We start from the raw sequence: 20,904 nt of genomic DNA on the forward strand, positions 1-20,904 counted from the left end.
TAAAAAATCCCGCGCGAGGCGGGCTGAGTTTGTTTCGTGCCTTAACGGGACCTTGCAAGATAGTCGGAGGCCAGCCGATGTAATCGCGCCCAGGCATAGCCATCTTTAGTCCATCCGGTCGGCATTCCCTCACCGGATTTATGGAGGGCCTTCACATGGGCACCGAACAGAACAAAAATAACGAAACCGAACCGACACCCAAAAAAGACGATGCGCAGGGCAAGAGTCAGCGCCCGCAGTCAGATCAAGACAAATCTGGCAGCAAGGAGATGGCCAATGAAGGTGGTGGGTCCGAGAAGAAAAGCCGACTGCCAGGTTAACACAATTCGTCGCAACGGATGACGGTTTGATTGATGAAAGGGCTGGGGAAACCCCGCCCTTTTAGAATTGATCACCATGGCATCTAGCGTCCGGTCAGCGTGGTGAGGGATACGACTTTCCTCAGAAACCTGTGCGTGAGTCCGGTCCAGCCTCTGCTTAATTCCCGAGACACCCTCCTCGATCCGCGCAAGCCGCACAGCCTACTGCTGAGCAGTCTCAAAAGCCGTCAGGCGCACCTCTTGGCGCTCAATACCGTCGCCGTAATCCTTGCTCGCAGGTCGATCTTACGCGAGCACCAAATGATTGCAAAGATGCCGATAATCTGCGGTCAGCCGGATTGAACGACGCGGACCAGGTCCACGCCAATTTGCTGTTCCGTCATCGCGTCTCCTGCGCATCAGCGTAAAGTGGCATTTGTCATTATAGATCAGGACGATAATGTCGCGGCGTCGCCTTTATCTCTGGGGCGTCGACCTCGCCTCCCCCATGGACGAGGTCTCAACTCGCAGGATCGGAGCAATGGCAGCCCCGCTCTGATCCTGCGGTCTTTCCCCGTCAGGAGATACCGAAGAGCGCGTCGAGATCCGCGTCGGTGATCGCCATGGCCTCAGCCAGGGCAGCCAGCACCGGGTTGGTGCGCTCGATGACCGTGGCCGCGCCCCAGCGGACAACGGCCTCGATGCGAACCTCGAGCGGCAGGCCGTCGAAGACCGGCACCAGCGAGGGCGGGATCTCCCCGCGCGCGGCGGGACCGGCATCGCTGGGCAGGATGATCCCGGCCGAGATCGCCGCCAGCAGGAAGTCCGAGCGCGTCATGTTCGCGCTGGCCCGCGCCGCCGCGAGGGCCAGCGCCGGGTCATAGTGATCCACCCATTGCCTGGCCGCAAAATCGAACTCCGCCCATTCCGAGGGCGGATCGGGGAAGGCGGCCATGGCACTGCCATCCCAATAGAAACGGTCCGAGCCGAACTCGCCGAGGACATAGCGCTCGTCACCGGCCACATTGTTGGCCAGATCGACGGGATTGATGATATGCCCGACGATCTCCCCGTCTTCATCCAGCATCCCGACCAGAGGCAACAGCAGCACCCGACGGATTTTCCCGGTTGCGGCCTCATAGACCGTCACCTTGTCGCTCACTTGTAAGCCCTCCAAAGGAAGATGGACGCGTTCCGGATCGCCTTGTTCTGGTCGCTACCGGAATAGTTAGCCCTGAGCTTGAGGGTGTGCGTGCCCGCGCCCAGGGATTTCGCAAGGACGCGGGCCGAGTTGCCGGGATTACCTGCGCTTCCCTGCGCGCGTGAGAACTCCATCTCGGTCGCATTCAGGAAAACCCGCCCGTTGACGGTGCCCGAGGCGGCGCTGTTCACGGCCTCATAGGACCAGCCCAGCAGGATGATGCAGGACTGGGTGAGCGTGAAGGTCAAGGATAGGACATCCTGCAGCCCGCTGGTGTCCGGCATCGTCACGGTGAAGTTGGCGACCTCAGCCGCATATTGCGCCGTGATCGCGCCGTCCGCGACTTTGAGCGTGGACACCGTGAGGTTGGCAATCCTCGCGGTGTCCACAGCCAGCAGGCCGATATGCGCCCGACCAATCACTGCATTGTCGATCTGGGCGGCCTTGGTGATGATCCCCGCAGCCGCCATCAGACCGCCTGTCAGCGTCTCGAACTCGATATGTCGCCCCTGAATGGTGCCGTCGACAACCAGCTTGCCCGTCCCTTTGCGCCGCAGAACCGGCGCAGAGAATGAGATATTACCGCTGGCATAGCCGCCGGTGTTCACGCGCATGATATTGCGCACGAAAGCCGTGTTCGCGGGAGCGACGCTGGACATTTCTATCGTCTCCCACGCAAGCGTGGTTTTGACAGGACCCGGCGTATTCCCGACCCCATTGCCGCTGGCATCCAGATACTGAACGAACAGCTGCGCCGAGATCGGCTGATGTGTGGCTCCGACCCGGCAGGATGCAAAGAACTCCTCGCCGGGTTTGGCCGGTGACGGGAGGCTGACCATATCCGTCTGCCCGCCGCCGGGTCGCGGGGTGACCTGAAACGCCCCCTTGCTCTGGGCAATGGGTGCGCCCACGCCGAAGTTTGGCAGCAGCGCGACCCACGTGTCGCTGACATTCCCCGTCCAGGCGGCGATATCCTGTATCTGGTCGTCCCCGACAAGGTTTGCCCAATCGGTGATCGCCAGCTTGGAAATCACGGCTGCGCCTGCTGCGAGCTGCTCCGTACCGATGGCCCCGGCACCGATCTGCACCGCCGTCAGCTTGCCCACGATCTGGTCTGCCGCGATCTCGGCTTTCCACTGGCCTCCTGCCCACGTGTAGATCTTGGTTGGATCACTTTGGAGGATGACCATATCCCCGACGCGCTGGCCGCTGGTCGGCAATGCTGTGACCAGTTTGGGAATGCGGATCGAGGTGGCGAATGCGGTCTCGTCGAGGATGCCTTTCACGCTTTCCTCGATGAAGTGAATCCATTCCGTGCCATTCCAGCGATAGAGGCGTGAATCCGCGACGCTCCATGCCAGCTCGTTCATCGAGTTTCCTGGCGTCGAGCGGTTCGCAATGATCCGGGTTGCCTTCAGACCGGCGCTGGAGAACAGGCCTGTGACGCCATCCACGAAATCGCCGCCGTCAATATAGACCGCGCCGGTCGTGACGGTATGCTTTGCCGTCCAGGTGGATTTGGGCGTCAGATCCGAGATCAACCTCGCCGCAACCTGATAGGTCGTCCGCTGCTGGACGGTCTGCACAAACCAGACGAACGGCTCACTGAAGGGGCGCAGCACATCGACGAAATGGTCGGCCGCGCCATTGCGCCAGACCCGGATCTGGATATGCGTGACCCCGACCTCATCGCCAGAACAAGCCACACGGATTGCGGACTGGCGGGCCTTGGTCGCATTGTCGGTCAGCATGACCGCGCTGGCCGAGAACCCGGAAATCACCTGCGTGAAGGGCCTGACCGGCACCGGGGTCACAATGGAGACGGGCAGCTCGAAGTCACTGTCCCAGTCGTAGTCGCTCGGATCGACCTCGCGCAGTGTCACCAGCACATTCAGGCCGGGGGTCTTGGCGACTTCCTCGACCACGAACTGCTTGTTGATGTAGCCGTTGCGCTGGCTTGACCAGCTGATCATGTCGACCAGAGGCTCCAGCGCATAGGCGTCGGGCGGCAGGGAGACCTGATGGACACGGGCACGGCGATAGTCCCGCATCTGCGCGCGCATCAGGCGCTGCACCTGCCGCGCGAATGGTGCTGCGGGATAGGCCACCGAGGTCGGAAGATAGCGCCCGCCGTCCTCTGCCGTCGAATCCGCGTCGATGTATTCCGGCGCGTCCTTGGTCGACCACTTCTCACGCGGCTCGGGATAGGTCGCCGACAAGGCGTTGAAGGTCTCTCCGAGGCTGTTGAACGGCTTGAAGCTCTGCCCCTCGGTGATGAGGATATCGCCATCGGTGATGCCCAGCACCGCCGCCCCTGGCAGGCCGACAACCGGCTTGAGCATCCCGCCAACCTCGGCAAACCGCATGTTGGCCGCCCGCCCGATTTCCTCCAACGCATCGGCGGGCGTCATGTCGACGGTGATCTGCAGGCCGCAGCGAAAGGCCGGTTCGGTCCCGCCGCCCGCGAGATTGACCGGCCGGTCACAGGCATTCATCGCCGCAACCCATTCGGCGCGTGGCAAACGCCACGCGGGAAGATTGCGCCCGCCAAAGACCCATTCCGATGCGAAATAGATGCCGCGTGAGATATTGTACGCGATCACCGCAGGATTGGTGCTGGGTTCATACGTCGATCGATCCCCCCAGCGATGTGCCCCAAGGCCGCCCGTCGAGCTGTCCTTCCTTGGGTCATAGAGCGGCAGGGGCTGCGGCTGCAGCAGCACCTGCGGGATCTGGGTCATCACCTCGGGGTCATAGTAATAGCTCAGCACGGCATAGGCCTTGCCCGTGCCAATCATGGCGCTGGTCCAGGGATAGTCCGGGTCTGTGCCGAAGATGCTGATCAGGAAAGCATCCGCAGTCGATTGCGTGCCGTCGATCAGCTTGATCCAGCACCGGTCACGCTCATCACCGGAGCCGACACCTTCGGAGAAGTTCTTGACCGGGTAGCCCATCAGATGGCCGCTCTGCATCGCAGGTTGGCCATAGCGGATGTCGCCCAGCTCGTCGTTGAACCAGACAGCCTTGAGGCCAGTGACAGGCAGGCATGAGATCTCGATGACCTCGGTGATATAGCGGGTGTTCTTGCCCCAGCTGCCGATGTACTTGCGCTTGCCTGCGGTTGGGTACTCGCCCACGATGAACGACAGAGGCGTGTCATCACCCATGTCCACTTCGAACTGAACGTTCACCTTGGGCTTTTCCGGCTTCAACAGCACGGACGCGAGCAGATTCAGGCCGATCCCAATGCCCATGCGCAAAAGCGCGGCGCCAACAGTCGCGGCCTTCAGGGCAGCACCCACCCAGGCCAAAGCGGCGGTGACCGGCGCGGCATGCGCAGGCCCGGCGACCGCGAGCGCGGCCACCGCAAGAAGAAGGATTTTCAGCATGCCCTATCCGACCTTGAATGCCCGAAGCATGTCTTCGCGGGGGCGACGTCCATGGCCGAGTTCAGTGATGACGATCAGGCTGCTCACGTCGACGACACAGAGCGCCTCTTTCAATGGACCATCGGCGGCGATCACGCCGATATCGCCGACATCGGCACGGTCCGGGTGCTCATGCGCGGGCAGCAACGAGCCCAATAGCCCCGACAGCGACGAGAAGCCCGCCTTGTGCAGCGCCCTGCGCGCGCCAGCAGTCGAGACATAGCGTCCCCGCCACTCTGACCCCAGATCGACCCCGGTGATGGCCAGGACAGCGCCCGCCGCCAGTCCAAGCGCACAATCGTTTTTCCCCCAGGAGAAGGGTTCCCGGCGCTGCCGGTCCATCTCGGCAGCAAAACGGGCGCCCCAGTCCGGGAGGCGTTTAAGAGCAGGCTTTGCCATGATTGGATCCGTATCGCGTGCAGTTTGCAAAGGGGGGAAGGCCCAGCAGCATAGAGCCTCGGTTCATGGCGCTATCACTCCTTGTACCAATCCATTTTCCTCGAATTGATCGTACTGGCGTATTCCGAGAACCGATCACCCGCGCGACGGCGCTTCTGGTGGGCGTCCGACGACTTCGCCGGATTGGTCGCCGTCAGCATCGCCATCAGCTCAGATCGGATCGACAGCGCGACACCGCCTTCGCCACCGGCGGCCGGGGTGCTGATCGGCCCGTCATCGACGATGCCCACCCACTGAAGCTGAGGCGCGCTGACAAAGCTCCCGCCTGTCATGCTTGTCGCGTGGATCTCGCAATAGGCCAGTCGCACATCGAGGCCGCGCACCAGATACTGCGCGGCGTCAGCGATCTGGCTCAGCGATACCGTGACCGGGCTGTCCGTCAGGTCGCCCACATATTTAAGACCTGAGACTCTCAGCCCGCATCCGCCGATATAGGAGCGTGATACGACCCCGGTCCCGTCCGCCAGAGGTACGCTTACCTCCAGGTCGTAGTCCCCGGACCAGAGCCCCATCGGCGTCGCCGCGCCGGTCTCCCGGTCCCGGGCCACCACCCAGACAAAATGGACCGGGGCGATCCCGCTTTCGCGCGTCGCCTGCAGGGCGGCGGTGAAGCCGCTATCGAAATGTCTCATAGCTTTTGAACCGGAGTGAGCGACGCACCGGACGACAGATATCCGGGCGTATCAGTAAAGGGTGTGAAGCTGCCCTGGGGGACACGAAGACGGATAACGGGTCTGTCCAGAACCACGGCCATCGATGCTGTCACGGGCATCGGCAAAGGTGGCTCGATCGAGACCTGCCCAAGCGCCCCGGCACCCGAAGCCGTCATGGTTTCGACGAACTGCCCGAAGTACTGACGCCCGCCGCTATGGCCAATGCTGAGGCGATCTCCCGAGATCACACGGAAGTTCGGAGGCAATCCGGTCAGGGACAATGTTCTGCGATCCGCACCGATCACGCCAACCTTGACCACGCCACCCGCCGCCTGCCCGTTCGCCGGACGATAGGAATTGTCGCAAAACAGGAACGATCGGTTCGACCCAAGCGCAAAGATCCTGGCGTTGATCTCACGCGCCTGCCGCCAATCCCGCGGCTGCAGCGGCAAGGAGAGCTTCCAAAGCGGGCTGGCCAGCTGTGCAGCCCAATGCTGCCCCGAGCCGGTTCCCGAGTTCTCTTCAAACCTCACCAGATCGAAGGTGATCGACCCGACGGGGGTCAGGATGTCGGACAGGAACGCCAGCGGATAAGGCTCGATCAAGGCCATGTCAGCGCCGCCGCGGATTGTGGTTGAATTGCTGGATCATGCCAGGAAAGCCCTGCATGAGCGATTCACCCATTTTGTTCGCGGAATTGTCTGCCACCTCCTGCACCTTCACCTCGAACAACGGGCTGGGATCGACGGAGATCCGAACACTGCTCTTTCCGTCTGACGCGGCCTTGTCCGCCATCCGCTTGCTGATATCGTGCGGGATGATTTGCGTTCCTCGCGGCAGATTGAGGATCTCACCGCCCCGCTCATTGATCCGCGTCATGCCGCCCTGCCAGTTTGGGGTGCCATTGGCATTCTCGCCCAACAGACTTCCCACGCCCCGGAACAACGCTGAGCCCCATGAAGACTGACCGAGAAGGCCAAGCGCACCCTTCATGAACTGCACCTGCGCAATTTGCAGCAGCAGATTGGCAAAGGCTTTGCGCGCGGCATCGGCTCCTTCCAGAATACTGCCGAAGAAACTGCCCAATGCATCGCGGCCACGTTCGGTGGCGTCCCTCATCCGCTTCATGGCGTCGATCTGCGTATTGAGCGCAGAGATCTCTTTGCCAGACTGGGACGACCCGGCCACGCCTGCCGCCCTGAGGTCTTTCCAGATCTTGGCTTGAAGGGCGGACATATTGAATGTCTCCTTCAACTCAGCGGCCTCATCGCGCAAAGATTTCAGAACCTTTTGCAGCTCCGACATCTTTTCCTTGGCGCCACCGGCACTTTTACCTGCCTGATCGGCCGCGCCTGCGAGGCCGCCACCCGAGGTCCCACCGTCGCCACTGAGAGCGGCGGTCGCATCTTCCGTAACCGTGGTCAAATCGGACCACATTGCTGCCACAGGTGCCCATGCATCGGCCACAATTCCCGCCGCTCGACCGGCTGCCGCAGCCGCTTGGCCTTGGGCATCAGCCACATCGGCCATTGATCTGTCAAAAGAAGACCCAGCTGCCTCGGCCATATTGCCGAACGTCATTGCCGCGTCGTCAAATCCAGCGTCCTTTAACGAGTTTCCGATAGCGACCAGGAACTCAAACCACTTGAGTTTCAGGTCGGCCACGAGCTGATAGAAATCTGCGCGGATGGTATGCCATGCCGAGGCCAAAGCCGGGGGTATGGCCCGCGCGCTCTCACCCATCGCAGACCAGACCGCCGTGGCCAATTGCCCGAGCGCCTTGATTGCACCACCAAGCCCACCTTGGGCTTTGATCAATTTGGCAAAGCCCGTGATCAGGCTGTAGATCCAGCCAATCGGCGAATTCTCAATGATCCATCGGAACGCATCGGAGAGCCCGGTCGCCTTGTCGATCGCGGTAGCAGCGGACCGGGTCAACTCCCAAAGCGCCGAGGCGACACCCGATACGATCGTGACCACATCGGCAAACACCTGTGCAACAATCCGCACGACGGCACCAAGAGCATCGATCACGACCCGCAGAGCACTGCCCTTGGTCATGAGAGAAACGAAGGTCTGGGCCACCGACTGGATAACAGGCGCGAAAGCGGCTCCCATTTCGTTGCGCAGGCCGCGCATGACGATCCCCACCTCGGTCAGGCTGGTCTTCATTCCTGCGAGAGCCTTCACGCTCTCATTGCTCATGATGCCGCCAAGCGCTGCGGTGCGTGCCGCATATTCCTGCATGGCTTTGCCGCCGTTCTTCAGAAGCGGAAGGAGCGCCGTGCTGTCGCCTGCGATCGCCTCCATGAAGAAGGTGAAGTCCTGCTGGTTGACGTTAGCGCGCTCGAGGCTATCGACATACAGCTGAAGCGACTGCGGCCCGGAGAGCTTCCGGAATTGCTCTGCTGTCACTCCAACCTTAGGCGCAATCCGCTCGAAAAAGTCAGCCATGGGCCCGCCACCGGTTGCGATGAAATCGCCCACCCGGTCATTCATATCCTTCAGAATGTCGGCAAGTTTCTCCTGCTCGATCCCGACAGTCTTTGCACCCGACGCCCATGCCTGGAACTCAGCAGGGGTCGCATTGGCGAGGATGGACAGGTTCTTGATCTCGGCTGCCGTATTGATGGCCGAAACAGACAGGCCCGCAAGTCCGGCACCGGCCACAGCCGCGCCGGTCGCGACAGCTGCCCCAACGCCCTTTCCTACGGATGACAGAACCTCCTGAAGACCATGCAGACCCGGAACATTGCCGATCGAGGACAGGCGTTTGTTGACTGTATCGGTAAATTTCTGAATGCCGGATCGCGCTTGATCGATGCCACGCTGAAACGCAGCGCGATCGAGAACCAGATCGACCTTCAGTTTTCCAAGCTGTGCGGCGGTGGCCATCTCTATCCCTTTTTCTCAGCGACGAGCATGTCGCGCCCGCCATTCTTCCATCGAGATGGACGGCAATGCCGCGCGCATCTGTCCAAGGTACATCTGCAGGTCTTGCGCTGTGGTCTTCGCCCTGCGGCCCGGTCGTCTGATCAGGCTGTCGAGTTTCGGCAGCCGCTTGGCGCGCTGAAGACCCGCACCGATCCAGGCGCTGACGATGGCTAAATCATCAAGGCGGCGCTGCGATTCTAGCGCCACCTCGATTTCGGTCAGCGCGAGACGCGGGGTGATGTCCCAGAACCTTTCCGGATCCAGTCCAAGGCTGAGCCAGGCTCTGTGGAAGTCGGCGAGCTTCAGCCCCTCGCCTTCCTCTTTCCCGCCGCAGGTTCCTCCCTGGCTTCCGGGAAGGCGGCCGCAATCAGTCGGCCCGGCAAAGACAGATCCTGCGCCAACAGTCCCTCGATGACATCAAGGTTGTCAGCCTCCGCCGGATGGAAGCGCTGCAGCGACACTTTCACAACATGGATGAAGGCATTGAAATCGGGCAACGTCGCCTCCTTTTCGCCCCCCGCGTCCGAGGCATCACCCATGATACCGTGGAGGTTATTGCCGTAGTCGCGCTGCAGTTCCGCGACGCCCCGCAGGCCGAGGATCAGGCGGTAGGACGTATTGCCGAGGACAGCAGGGATCTCTCCAGTCAATGCAGACATGATCAGCCCCCCGTCACGACTTGTTCAGACAGACGAAAAACAGCATTGGCCGTCATCTTGTCGTTGATCGGCGCCGACCGGGCATAGCTCTTGAGAAAGCCCGAGAAGGTTTCCGGCGTGCCCTCTGCGGTTATGGTGATCTCGATCAGAACCTGCTCGCCGCTCACCTTGAGGCCCTGAAGAAGCGTATCGGTGGGCGAGCCCGGGATCCAGTTGGTGGGGATGGTCAATTCGCCGCTGTCGAGCAGTCCGGCGATGTACTGCTTTCGCCGCCCGGGCGAGAGCATATGTGTAACGTCGATTTCATCTGCTTGCTCATCGGGCAACTCAAGATCGCCGACCAGCGCCACCGATGTCCAGGCCGGGGTCGCGCCGCGGCCGATGCGTACGCTTGAGCCGTAGCCAATCATTCCTTCAGGCATGGTCAATTCTCCTATGCAAAGTGTCAGGGATGCGCCGCCACCGGGTGCCAGGTGGTGACGCGAAAGCTCATGACCAGCGTGCCGACGAAGACATGCGCATCGCTGTTACTCACGATCGTCGTGTCTTCGAGCACGCAGGATCGATCTGGTCGTCGCAAGGCCGTGATCACAACCGCCTCGATGAAAGCGCTGTCTTCATCGAGAACATCTTCGACCTCATCACGACCGAGGCGGCGGCACGCGATCTGAAGCAACGTCCCACGAGCGGCTGTGTACTGCGTGTCGGGCGTGCTGCGTTCCTGCGGCGTCAAGACGCCGATTACCGGCAGGGTTGCGGCGTCGATCGAGCCGGGCCAAACCCGCATCACGGTGAACTCCGAAAAGCGTGCCGTTGCGGCAAGCGCCCCCCGAACCAACGCGCGGAAATCAGAGCGATAGTGGCTCATGGCGCATCTGCGGGATTGAGGGCATGCAATTCGCAGATCCAGAAGGCATCCGCGCTCGGCGATCCGTTCTTGTGAACCACCATCACACGAAATGAGCGCCCATCCGGCACGGTGATGACGTCGTCGCGCGCAACCTCTGGTGCGAGATCGCGCGCAACCCGCCAGGTCGGGGCCTCGATCATCAGATCCTGCCCGTCAGCACCAGAAACCGCGATCGGGCTTTCGCGGAAGATTGACCGGATCCCGCGCGTAGGCCCCGAACGCGGTTGGAAGAACACCCAATCACCGAAGGTTCCCGCGAGAAGGCGGGTCATGCCGGTGAAGAGCGCGGTCATCAGGCAAAGACCGCTGCAGGTGCCGCACCATTCAGGCGCACCACGCCGGTGCCGGAGGGATTCGCCGCTGCCTCGATCGCCGCGCCGAGAAAGACAGCCCCTGCCGCCGGCGCATTTGTGCAAAGGCCGCTGACCGGCGTCACATAGATCGCCTGACCGACCGTCCACGCCTGCGCAGAGACCTTGCCCAGCCGGTAAACACCTTCGAGATGAACCTCGACCGGCGCACCCACGGTCGCATCATGACCGGCAACGCCCGCAAGCACACCGGCAACCACCAGATCGCCCGAGGAAATGGCTTTCGGGGCGGGGATCGAGACGCTGGTCCCCTTTTGCAGATAAGTTTTCATCGTCAACTCCCGTGACTGTCATGAACGACAAGAGCCGCCCAGGAGGCGGCTCTTGTCGAGAAAGAAGAAAGGCGAAGGCGTTATGCGCCGGGGTTTTTGAAGCCGCCCCGGAAGTCGGCCGCGCCGAAGCCGAAATCGTGCTCAACGGTCATCGAGAAGCCTTGCGTGCCGAAGGGCTCTTCGGTGCGCACGCGCGGCGCTTCCTGACCATCGAGGAAACCGTAGACCCAGCACGGTGCCCGCTCGGAGAGCAGATACCACTCATCGCCCACGATTTCGGTGGTGACCACCGGCTTCAGCTTGCCCGAGAACGGGTTGACCGCACCGGCATCGGTGGGCGTGATCTGCGCCACGATCATTTCGGCTTCGGTTTCCATATCGGGACCGACCAGCAGGATCGAGGGCGCGAGGTTCAGGCGCTGGCCGTCGATCGATTCCTGCTTGCGCATTGCGGCGCGCCCCTCGGAAAGTGACACCGCCGTGATGCCGCCGCCCGCCGCAGCAAGGTTGCCGCGCGAAGCATCGAAGATCGCCGTGCCGTCCGAGAGACTGGCCGACAATGCCTGCGCATAGAAGGTGCGCTCCTCGAAATGGGCGATGGTCTCGCCATAGCTCGAGAGCATGTCGTTGATCGCGCCGAGATCGTCATTGATCAGCATCTGGCGCGAGATGGTCAGGCCGCGCGCGTACGGCACGATCACCGCCATCTCGCCACTTTCCCCGAAGGTGCCCCATTTGATCTCGCCGGTCTCGCCGACCGGCAGGAGCGTCGGGAAATCACCGGCCCGCACCAAGGGCATCGGGCGGAAGTCGCGGAAATTCTTCTGCTTGGCGATCGCACGATAGGTCGGGGTGAATTCGCTATAGCGCTCGAGCAACACCTTGTTCAGCGCATTCTGGAAAATCGCGGGATAGTCCGAGGTCGAATGCGAGGCGTCCATGAAAACATTGATCTTGTCGCCTGCCGAGCGGATGCGACCGCGATGCCCGATGGTCGCGGCCGCCATTTCGACCAGCGACATCTCCATGTAGGGCCGCGCGGCCGCCGTCGCCGGATCTCGGCCAACGATCTGGGCATGGAGCGCATCGGCCATCGCTGCACGGCGCGTGCTGCGCTCGTCGCGCAGGATGCGGGTGCGGGCAACGCCAGGGCGGGCTTTCGTCATCGTGTGACCCTTCATTTTCTTGAACTCGGCAATGGCCTGTTTGGCACTGAGCCCGCGGCTGATCCAATTGGCCTCCATATCGCGCCCGATCTTCCGCGAGGCGCAGAAGCGGCGGATACCGAGTGCATTGGCTTGCGCTTGCGCAGCATCATCCTCTTCGAGATCCGCGTCCTCCTCTTCGGCTTCGGGGTCGATTTCCTCACCTTCCTCGAGATCGACCTCGTCTTCGAGATCATCCTCAAGATCGGTCTGATCCTCCTCTTCTGAGGTGATCGGGTCGTCTTGTTCCATCTGGTCTTCGTCGTCGCCCTCGACCTGCGCGGCGGTGCGTTGGGATTTGCGGCTCATGGCCTTCTCCTTCGGTTTCGGATTGGATGCCCCGACCATCATCGACCAGATCATCGACATGCTGGCCCGCTGGCCGAGCTGGTTGCCGACCTCCCGCAGTCCTTTCGGAGCCTTGGGATAGAGCCGGTAATCAAAGAGCGCCGCCGCAGCAGCGTCGGCACTCTCATCTGTCGTGGTCGCAAAGCCCGCTGCGACCGCCGCAGGGCCGTCGAAATAGGTCTCGGCCCTCATGATCTCGCGGGCCTCTTCGGTGCCGATCCCCGCCCGCGCCGCATAGACGCCGGCGTAGGCATTCGCGAGCACACCGAGGGCTTGCGCCTCTTTGAGGTGATCGTCTTCGGTGCCGCGCCCCTCCGTGCACCAGCGCGCCGGATCGTGGATCATCATCACCGCACCCGCCGGCATGACGATGTGGTCGCCCGCCATGGCAATCAGCGAGGCCGCTGAAGCAGCAATACCGTCGATCACGATGGTGACCTCGCCGTCGTGGTTTTTCAGCGCATTGTGGATCGCCTGGCCTTCCGTCGCGATTCCCCCGCCCGAGTTCAGGCGCACAGTCAAAGGGCCTTTCAATCCTGCAATCTGTTCGCGCACGGATTTTGCCGTGAAATATTCCTCCTCCCAAAAAGAAGAGCCGACCGTTCCGGTCAGGACGATTTCATTCATGGGGTGCTTCCCTCATCCGAGAAATTGGCATTCTGCCGCGACACGTCGGCGCGCGGATCACTGTCGAAAGGAAGGCCAAGGCGATCAGCCTCATCCTTGTCCTGCTGTTGCTCGGCCAGCAGCCGTTCGGGGTCGAGGCCAAGCTGGCGCACAACCCCCTGCCGCGACTGGAAACCCGAGCGGACCGCTTCACGCAGCGCCCCAAACTCCCGCGCGGGGTCGACAAGGATCCGGTGCGGCGGCACCCAGGTGAACCGGATCGCGCCGGGAAGATCCCATGCTTCCTCGAATTCCTCTTCGATCCAGGCCTCCTCGATCCAGCGCCCCAGAGGCTGCAGAAGCATCGGAATGATCATCAGCCACTGCCAGCGCGAGATATTGCGCTCCATCTCCAGCCGCCCGATCCGCGCGGAGCTGAAGTTCACCCCGCTGAGATCGCCGGTCAGCGCCTCATAGGTCAGACCGATTCCCATCGCCGCCGCACGCAGGACATTCTTCATGAAATCGGGATAATCCCCGACCGCAGGCGGCTCGGCGAACTCCATCTCCTCGTCATTGGCGATTTCCATGATAACGCCCGGTTGAAGCGTGCCGCCAAGCTCCTGCCGTTCCCTACCACCATCAGCGCCGAGCCGATGAAACGCAGTGAAACAGGCCGCAATTTTCTGACGCATCAAATGAGCGTCCTCAGCGTCGTCAGCATTGACCAGCTTTTCCGCGATGGGGGTGAACCAGCTAATCCCACGTGTTTGGCCGGGTCGATCGACACGGAAGAGATGCAGGATCTCGTCTGCCGGAACCCGCTCTGAGGTCATCGGATTGTGCCCGGGTCGCCATTCGCCGCCGGGGTGCTGGGTGTAGAGCCAATAGGCCACCCTTTCGCCGCTCTCCCGGTCGTACTCGATCCCCTCGCGGATCTCGTTCCCATCGAGGAAGCCCCCCCAACGGCTGTCGTCAAGATATTCCGGCTCCAACACCTCAAGCTGGAGCGGGATGGTCAGCGGCGCACCGATCGGGCGGTGACGACGGATCAGAACTTCGCCGCTCTCGACCACCGTATTCATCGCCAGCGCCTGCAACCCGTAGAGGTTCAAGAGACCATTCTTGTCGATGGCCGTGGTGTCGAGGTGCTCCTCGATCATCTCGAGCCCGCGCCGCCGCAGGTTTTCCTGCAATGCCTGCGGCAGGCCCGTGGAAACCTGAAGCTTCGGGATGATGCCATCGCCAACGACATGACCGGAGACCACATCCTGCACCCGGCGGGCAAAAGGCGTATTGCGGATCATGTCTCGGGCGTAAAAGGACACCTGTCTGCGATCGCGGCTGGCGAGATCCGCATCCGATCCACTCGCCTTCAGACCGTCATTGCGACGCCCGAGACGGGCGGCACGATAGTGCATGGCAATGGTGCGGCTTTTCTCACGCTGCATCGCGCGGCCGGGGGCGACCGCCATAAAGAACCGATCGAGAAGATTCATGTCAGCCCCTTGAGAAGGTTGGCAGGTGGAAGCCACCGCGCCGTGGCGTGATGCCCAGGTCTTCCTCGATCATTTTGACGATGCGGCGCATCTCATCGAGTGAGCGGAAGGTCACCTTCTCGCCGTTGATTTCCAGAGAGGTCACCCCCTTGGCGATATTGGCCTTCAGCTCAGCAAGCTGTTCAGGGGTGTAAGACATTAGAGCCACTTTCCTCGGTTCTGAATCCAACCTCCACGTCCGGGTGCCGACAGGCCGGGGCGCGAAGCCGCGACCGGACGCCGGATCGGAGAAGAAGGCTGCAGCTCAACAGGTTCGGCGGCACCCGAAGGTGGGCCGGTGTCACCCGCCTCAGGGCTGGAAGCGGTCGGCTCGAGAGTGAGCCACGGGTTTTCTTCGCTCCACACCGCCCAGATCGGCGGTGCGGACCAGACGATCTTTTCACCGCCCTTGATGATGTGCTGCGCCCGCGCCTGAACGAGATGATCGAGGCTTTCGTTGCGCACCATGCCAGGCCGTTTTGTCCACCCTTTGTCGCCCCGCCGCTCGGCGGTGAACTCGATCAGGTGGTCCTCTTCCATCCATTCCGGGATCAGGCAGGCATTGGCTTCGGCCTGATCGGTGTGCAGCGAGGCCGCCACCGCATCCTTTAACTTGTCCACCGCCATGAAGAGAATCTCGACATCCTTGGCGACACGGCGGCGTTTGGCCTTCTGGCTCGCGCTTTCGGGGGCTTTGAGCCAGACCCGATCGGTCCGGTCGAGCCCGCCCTCGCCCCGCGTCAGATACCAGCGCCCACCCTGACCTGCACGGCGTCGACCACGATAGAACCGATAAGCGTTATCGGTGGTCGCGCCGCCGCCATGCATGTCGATCGCAAGCGACATCGCCTTGAGTTCGCTGGCAGTTCCCGCAACCGGCCAGCTCCGGTCTGCGAGAGCCACGAGCACCTGCCAATCCCCCGCGTTCTCGAAAGGCTTCAGCGCACGTTCGGCATTCCCGTCGGGCGGCGTGATCAGGTCGAAGCGGTCGATCGGCTGGTGCCGGCCGTTCTCGCCCCACGCGGTCGCGCCAACGACAAAGCGGGTGCCCTGCACGTCGATCGACACGGTGATGTAGCGTGTCCAATCCGGAGCGATGCCCTTGGGAAGATCGCGTCCGCGCGCCCGATCCCGCAAACCCTGAACCGTGATTTCCAGATCCGAACTCGCCGAGCGCGGGAAATGGGGCTGGGCGAAGCCAGTGTTCATCACTGTCTTCAGCTTTTCCTCATCGCCTGTCATCTCGAAGGCTTGCACCGCCTGCCGATACGTCGTCACCAATTCCTTCCAGCTCGAGAAAGCCGCAGCCGTGCCGTCGAGCCAATAGCTCAGCATATCGCTACGCCTGACCCGCCCACTTTCGATCGGCACGAGACGCGGCTGGCCCCGGCTGTCGAGGTCAAAGCTCTCATGCAACCATCGCCCCGAGGCGTTCAATTCGCGCTTCAGCTCGTGCCCGAATTCCATGCCGCAATGCGGGCATCCCATCCGCGCAGCTTCGCCCGCCTCCATCGGATCGCCACTTTCGGGATAGCGCAGACGGCGGAATGACGGCTCGAACTCACCTTCGCAATTCGGGCAGGGCCAGTACCAGCGCCCGCGCGTGCCATGCGGGTAGAGCGCTAGAACGCCGTAGTTGACCGGTGGGCAATCATGCGGCGTCAACGGACGCCAGTTTTCATCCTTGAGCGGCGCGCCGGGGCTGCTTTCGACAACCACCATCCCGCGCGACAGGAATGTCCGTGCACGGGCCCGCATCAGCGAATAGGCGTCCCCTTCCCCGTCGATGCTTTCGGGGAAGTGATCGTAATCGGTACCGAGCACCAGCCGGATCGTCGCCGAGCTGAGCTTTGTAATCGTCGGCCAATCGAGCGAGAGCTGCGTGCCCCCGGTGAAAAGCTTCTGATAGATGTTGTCCGAGCCTCGCCCTTTGGCCTGACGCTGGCGCAGCTCGGGGCTGTTGCGCACCATCGGCGAAATCTTGTTGCGCTCGAATTCTGCCGCGGCCTCCCGCGTCATCTGGAAGATCGCGATGCGGCCGGGATCGGCGGCAATCGTATAGGCCAGTGCCGATTGCAGCATCTGGGTTTTTCCCGACTGCGAAGGCCCGCAGAAGGACAGGCCGCGATAGGCCCGCGAGGCGATCATATCGGTCGGCTCGACCATATAGGGCGTCACATCACGGCGGAACGGCTGCCATTGCCCCGAGACATTGACCCGCATGTATTTCTCGGCCGCTTCCGTGACCGAGATCCGCTCGGCCGGTCGCCAGGCGGGAAGCGCAAGCTTCAACGCAGCCCTTGGATCCGCATAGGGCGGCAAGGGCTCGAAATCGTCCAGCATCCGCATGGCAGCCTCGTCAGATCAACAGGCTGCCTCCGAAATCGGCCTCCCCGATCTCCGCGTCCTGCAATTCGCTTTCATGGATCCGATCCGCGATGGCGGTCAGGATATCGCTTCCGATCCGTGCCACAGAGGCGACTTGCACCGGGTTGAGATCGAGTTCGCGCTCGAGGCGGTCGGGCATGGCCTCAATCCCGTCGCGCACGATCTTGCCGAGGCTTTCGAGCAGATCGAGGACATCCCCGATCTGGACCAGCTGCCGCCGCCGCCGTTGGGCCTCGGACCAGCGCATGTCCGCCTCGGCCAGTTCGCGCCGCTCTTTGGCCGAAAGCTTCGCGGCCTGACTGTCCAGCTCGACGCCAAGGAATTCGGCGCGCAACAGACTGATCTGGTTTTCGTTATGCTTGTTGCGGCTGGCCGCGTCGGCGTCGCGCGCCTTGCGCCACGCCCAGCAATGGGAAAGCCGCAACACATAGGCGGTGCCGTTGCCACCATCCCGCGCCACCGGCATCCCGTCCTTGATCCATTTGCCAACCGTGTTGACCGTGGTGCCGAAAGCCTGTGCGACCTCCGACTGATTCATGTCCGCATCGCTGACATTGGCCGGAAGCGGAAAGAGCCGCAGCTTTTCGGCCAGCTCGTCGTCGATCACGACATCGAGGAGCGGCGGCGCAGTGTCGGCGTCTGACATGGCAAACCTCAACAACAACCCCATCTCGCAGGGCAGAAAAATCCCGAAACAATTGCAAACATCGGGGCGCGAATGACCCCCGACGCGATGAAGGTCAGGAAGGACCCGCGAAGATTTTAAGCCCCGCTCCGCTTGGCGAGCATTTTCGCCAGGGTCCGGCGCATATGCCCGGGCAGCCGCGCAGCGTGGACGTCTACGGCCCCGTCGAAGAAACCCAGCCTCTTTTCATAGACCGGCACGGCAGCGGTGAAGTTCAGCACCTTGCTGATCGAACCGTCTGCATCCCGCTTCCATATCCCGGGTGAAAGCTTGGATGACGCCCGTGGAACGAAAAACCCGGCCCTCTTGCGATTGCGTTTCCGTGACGCTGGCGAAGTATTCGAGGTCGCATCCCTCTGCGACTGGACCGCAGAGAGCGCCTGATTTCGCTCGCCGCGCGACCAGTTGCCGAAAGCGTCAAGCTTGGCCCCACCAGCAGGCGTGACCGCCGTGATATGACCATCATAGGCAAGGCGCGATTGCAGCAGGCTTTCGAGGCCGGTGTTGCCACGCGGTCCGCCGCGCTCCTGCACCTTCAGAAAATGCCGCTTTCCGACAGAGGGTCGTTCCTCGACCGATGCTTCCAGACGGGTTGGACGTGCACCGCGCACCATAAAAGCATTCTTGGCAAAGCGCGTTGGACGGTCAAAGACATCGTCCATTCGCGTCTGCACATGTTTCAGCACATCGGTCGCCGTATCGTTCAGCGCCCAGCTGGCCGCCACAGCGAGATCTCTGCCTGACAATCGCCTGAAAGCTGCATCGACATGGTGATCATCTACCGTGATCTTGATCATGCCGCCCCCCGAAACGCACGGCGCCCGCGAGGAGGGTTCCTAGCGGGCGCACGTGTAGATGATGGCAAGATTGGTAGGACGGCGTGTCCTAAGTGGTCAAGCCCATTTTGCTATGAAACTGCATACGGTCTAAGCAGGCTGCCAGAGCGCACTGCAAGGCCACCACGTTCCTCCCCGTTTTCGTCCAGCCGTGCCGCTCCAGTACCGACTGAAATGACCGACCGTGCAGGCAGATATCATCGACCAGAACGCGGTCATGGATCATGCGCGCGCCGTCCCCGCCACGGGCCGAGGGACGCACCCGGCGCACCGGCATGGCGACACCATGGCCGATCCGGCGGCGCAGAAGCTCGATCACCCTGCCCTCTTCGATAAAGGCGTCTATGAACTCACCGCCCCCGCTCGGGCTGCCACCCCGACCTGCCTCAAGGCTGGCGCAGCGCATCCCGCCTGCGTCATGGCGTTCGACCAGATCGCGATAGAGCCTGCCGACCGCGACCTGACCGGGGGTGAAGGGCGGCGCATCCTTCCTCTTCGCCGCCCGCCGCGCCAAATCATCGAAGATATCCGTGGCCCGCACAGCATTGAAGCCACGCCACCCCAGCTCCTCAACCTTCCAACCCGTCGCGTCCTTGGCATCCGGTACCATGCGCCGGGGCGTCACCACGATCTGCGGTCCCCGCGCCGGTGCGATCGGGATGGCGGGGCCGCAGCCGTCCACCGGCGTTGCCCGATGGAGAATGGCATCCAGCCGCGCCCGTTCTGCGGCAATCCGCGCTGCCGCCGCCTCGCGAAACGCCTTCGTCATGCCGCGTCCTCACTCTCGGTGGCCGAGGCCGACTGGATCGCCTCGATCTCTTGCAACTCACGGTGCCAATGCGCCAACCACCGCTTGTCCTCTTCCGACGCAAGCCCCGAGCGGATGTTCTCGGCGATCACCTTCCGCCGGTGCTGGCTGCGCTCCGCAGCTTCCTTCAACTCGCGGATCACGTATTTCCCGGGCGGGGGCCCAAGGCGCTTGGCGACCTCGTAAAGCTCAACGGCCCAACCCTCAGCCATGGCCTGGCGCCCCATCGCGGAACGGATCAGGCTGCGGGCATAATCACATTCGGTCGGCGGTGGCAGCTGCAGCGTGAAGGCCCAGGCCTTGATCATCGCTTCCTCGGGCCAGCCCTTTCCTGCGTGGCGCAGGATCAGATCGTGCATGCCAAGCAGGTTTTCATCGCTCATATAGGCCAGTCGATCGCGCAGGCGGAGCAGCATCTTCTCATGCGCCTCTGCGCTGACCCCGCGCCGGCGCGGCAGCCCCGCCAAAGGCGCGATCAGCAACCTGTCAACTCGCGCATCCCTGTCCGCTTTCGTCCCGGTCATGGCCATCCCTCTTTCTCAGCATTGCCGACTTATCCACAGGCGCGCCCGGTGCAGTGTCGGGATTGGCCTGTGTGCTTTCCTTTTCATTTCCCTGTCTATGTCCCTGTCGTGCAGGACAGTCTGAGATTGTCCGATGACTGTCTGAGACTGTCCTTCGGACAATGTTGGACAATCAGGGGACAGTTCGACCGGCCCCGCGGGCCAGCGAAAACGCGTGGTCGGTCCAGCGCGAAATCCCGCGCTCGACCCAGGAGGCGGTGCGATACTCGCAGCCTTCCTTCAGCATCCATTCATCGATCCAGCGAACAGCGGCATCGTTGGCGGCCAGATCCTTGCTGTACCCGGCGACGGTCACCCGCAGGCGCTGCAGACGTTTCGCCGCATTGGCCGCGTCGTTCTTCGCCCGATTGTCTTCCCGCCGTGCCACCGCCTCCTGCAGGCTTCGCAAGACCATGCCGTGCATCAGGCGGATCTCGCCTTCGCACCGAACGCGAGTCCATTTGTGCAGCGGCCCGAAATCCAGCTTGCAGAGCTGCCGGAAATGCGCGGGATCGACCAGCAGCAGCTTGGCCAGAAGGTCGAGATCATCAGGCAAGGTGCCAAGCGGCGCCTGGTCATATGAGATGTTGATGAGGTCGAAGAAATAGGCCCGACACTCCGGCGTGCCGCGCAAGCGCATTTCCGAGTTGAGCCACCGGCGGCGCTCCCACGGCATGAAGTAATGGCTGTCCAGCCGATCCTCGACCGTCAGAGGATATTCCGGCAGGTCATCGATCGACA

General features: G+C 62.3%; 22 protein-coding genes. 1 reads left to right on the plus strand and 21 read right to left on the minus strand.

Translation table 11 applies throughout. The features are described 5' to 3' along the window. Positions 1–155 precede the first annotated feature (155 nt). Entirely contained in the window at positions 156–320 is a 165-nt protein-coding gene (locus tag IQ24_RS20085) for a hypothetical protein (RefSeq protein ID WP_158637503.1), read from the plus strand. 556 nt (positions 321–876) lie between these two features. Here IQ24_RS20085 and IQ24_RS09065 read toward each other — a convergent pair. The 21 genes from IQ24_RS09065 to IQ24_RS09160 all read right to left on the minus strand — a co-directional run. After that, positions 877–1,461 (minus strand): hypothetical protein, encoded by a 585-nt coding sequence (locus IQ24_RS09065; protein WP_145397638.1) that lies wholly within the window; start codon positions 1,459–1,461, stop codon positions 877–879. Continuing rightward, complete coding sequence (locus IQ24_RS09070) at positions 1,458–4,889, minus strand: phage tail protein (protein ID WP_145397639.1); 3,432 nt, start codon at positions 4,887–4,889, stop codon at positions 1,458–1,460. The genes IQ24_RS09065 and IQ24_RS09070 overlap by 4 nt, the downstream gene beginning before the upstream one ends. Before the next feature lie 3 nt (positions 4,890–4,892). After that, complete coding sequence (locus IQ24_RS09075; RefSeq protein ID WP_145397640.1) at positions 4,893–5,327, minus strand: DUF6950 family protein; 435 nt, start codon at positions 5,325–5,327, stop codon at positions 4,893–4,895. Positions 5,328–5,401: 74 nt separating this feature from the next. Continuing rightward, a complete protein-coding gene (locus tag IQ24_RS09080; RefSeq protein ID WP_145397641.1) occupies positions 5,402–6,019 on the minus strand; it encodes a hypothetical protein in 618 nt (205 codons plus the stop codon). Further along, the gene (locus tag IQ24_RS09085) at positions 6,016–6,651 is read right to left on the minus strand and encodes a hypothetical protein (protein WP_145397642.1); all 636 of its coding nucleotides are present in this window, start codon (positions 6,649–6,651) and stop codon (positions 6,016–6,018) included. The genes IQ24_RS09080 and IQ24_RS09085 overlap by 4 nt, the downstream gene beginning before the upstream one ends. A 1-nt stretch (position 6,652) precedes the next feature. Continuing rightward, positions 6,653–8,935: a hypothetical protein gene (locus IQ24_RS09090; RefSeq protein WP_145397643.1), complete on the minus strand. Its 2,283-nt coding sequence runs from the start codon at positions 8,933–8,935 to the stop codon at positions 6,653–6,655. A gap of 15 nt (positions 8,936–8,950) precedes the next feature. After that, positions 8,951–9,181, minus strand: coding sequence for a hypothetical protein (locus IQ24_RS20090; protein ID WP_158637504.1), 231 nt, complete (start codon positions 9,179–9,181; stop codon positions 8,951–8,953). A gap of 95 nt (positions 9,182–9,276) precedes the next feature. Next, complete coding sequence (locus tag IQ24_RS09095) at positions 9,277–9,633, minus strand: hypothetical protein (RefSeq protein ID WP_145397644.1); 357 nt, start codon at positions 9,631–9,633, stop codon at positions 9,277–9,279. 2 nt (positions 9,634–9,635) lie between these two features. Continuing rightward, positions 9,636–10,055: a phage tail tube protein gene (locus tag IQ24_RS09100; protein WP_145397645.1), complete on the minus strand. Its 420-nt coding sequence runs from the start codon at positions 10,053–10,055 to the stop codon at positions 9,636–9,638. Between the two features lie 23 nt (positions 10,056–10,078). Next, complete coding sequence (locus IQ24_RS09105; protein WP_145397646.1) at positions 10,079–10,501, minus strand: hypothetical protein; 423 nt, start codon at positions 10,499–10,501, stop codon at positions 10,079–10,081. Then, positions 10,498–10,836 (minus strand): head-tail joining protein, encoded by a 339-nt coding sequence (locus tag IQ24_RS09110; protein ID WP_145397647.1) that lies wholly within the window; start codon positions 10,834–10,836, stop codon positions 10,498–10,500. The genes IQ24_RS09105 and IQ24_RS09110 overlap by 4 nt, the downstream gene beginning before the upstream one ends. Further along, positions 10,836–11,186 carry a DUF2190 family protein gene (locus IQ24_RS09115; protein ID WP_145397648.1) on the minus strand — a complete coding sequence of 117 codons (351 nt, stop codon included), beginning with the start codon at positions 11,184–11,186 and terminating at the stop codon, positions 10,836–10,838. The genes IQ24_RS09110 and IQ24_RS09115 overlap by 1 nt, the downstream gene beginning before the upstream one ends. Positions 11,187–11,266: 80 nt before the next feature. Beyond that, positions 11,267–13,366, minus strand: a complete 2,100-nt coding sequence (locus IQ24_RS09120; protein WP_145397649.1) for a head maturation protease, ClpP-related — start codon at positions 13,364–13,366, stop codon at positions 11,267–11,269. Next, the gene (locus IQ24_RS09125; protein ID WP_242008028.1) at positions 13,363–14,880 is read right to left on the minus strand and encodes a phage portal protein; all 1,518 of its coding nucleotides are present in this window, start codon (positions 14,878–14,880) and stop codon (positions 13,363–13,365) included. Before IQ24_RS09125 ends, IQ24_RS09120 begins: the two co-directional genes overlap by 4 nt. Continuing rightward, positions 14,846–15,043, minus strand: a complete 198-nt coding sequence (locus IQ24_RS09130; protein WP_145397650.1) for a phage head-tail joining protein — start codon at positions 15,041–15,043, stop codon at positions 14,846–14,848. Before IQ24_RS09130 ends, IQ24_RS09125 begins: the two co-directional genes overlap by 35 nt. Next, entirely contained in the window at positions 15,043–17,049 is a 2,007-nt protein-coding gene (locus IQ24_RS09135) for a terminase gpA endonuclease subunit (RefSeq protein WP_242008030.1), read from the minus strand. The genes IQ24_RS09130 and IQ24_RS09135 overlap by 1 nt, the downstream gene beginning before the upstream one ends. Positions 17,050–17,242: 193 nt before the next feature. Next, the gene (locus IQ24_RS09140) at positions 17,243–17,917 is read right to left on the minus strand and encodes a terminase small subunit (RefSeq protein ID WP_145397651.1); all 675 of its coding nucleotides are present in this window, start codon (positions 17,915–17,917) and stop codon (positions 17,243–17,245) included. Positions 17,918–18,033: 116 nt separating this feature from the next. Further along, on the minus strand, positions 18,034–18,753 hold the full coding sequence (locus tag IQ24_RS09145; protein ID WP_145397652.1) for a hypothetical protein: 720 nt from the start codon (positions 18,751–18,753) through the stop codon (positions 18,034–18,036). Between the two features lie 88 nt (positions 18,754–18,841). Beyond that, complete coding sequence (locus tag IQ24_RS09150; RefSeq protein WP_145397653.1) at positions 18,842–19,561, minus strand: hypothetical protein; 720 nt, start codon at positions 19,559–19,561, stop codon at positions 18,842–18,844. After that, complete coding sequence (locus IQ24_RS09155) at positions 19,558–20,124, minus strand: hypothetical protein (protein ID WP_145397654.1); 567 nt, start codon at positions 20,122–20,124, stop codon at positions 19,558–19,560. Before IQ24_RS09155 ends, IQ24_RS09150 begins: the two co-directional genes overlap by 4 nt. A 172-nt stretch (positions 20,125–20,296) precedes the next feature. After that, on the minus strand, positions 20,297–20,904 hold a 608-nt coding region (locus tag IQ24_RS09160), incomplete at its 5' end, for a hypothetical protein (protein WP_338419465.1).

The organism is Paracoccus sulfuroxidans (genome assembly GCF_007830335.1).
Classification (GTDB): Bacteria; Pseudomonadota; Alphaproteobacteria; order Rhodobacterales; family Rhodobacteraceae; genus Paracoccus; species Paracoccus sulfuroxidans.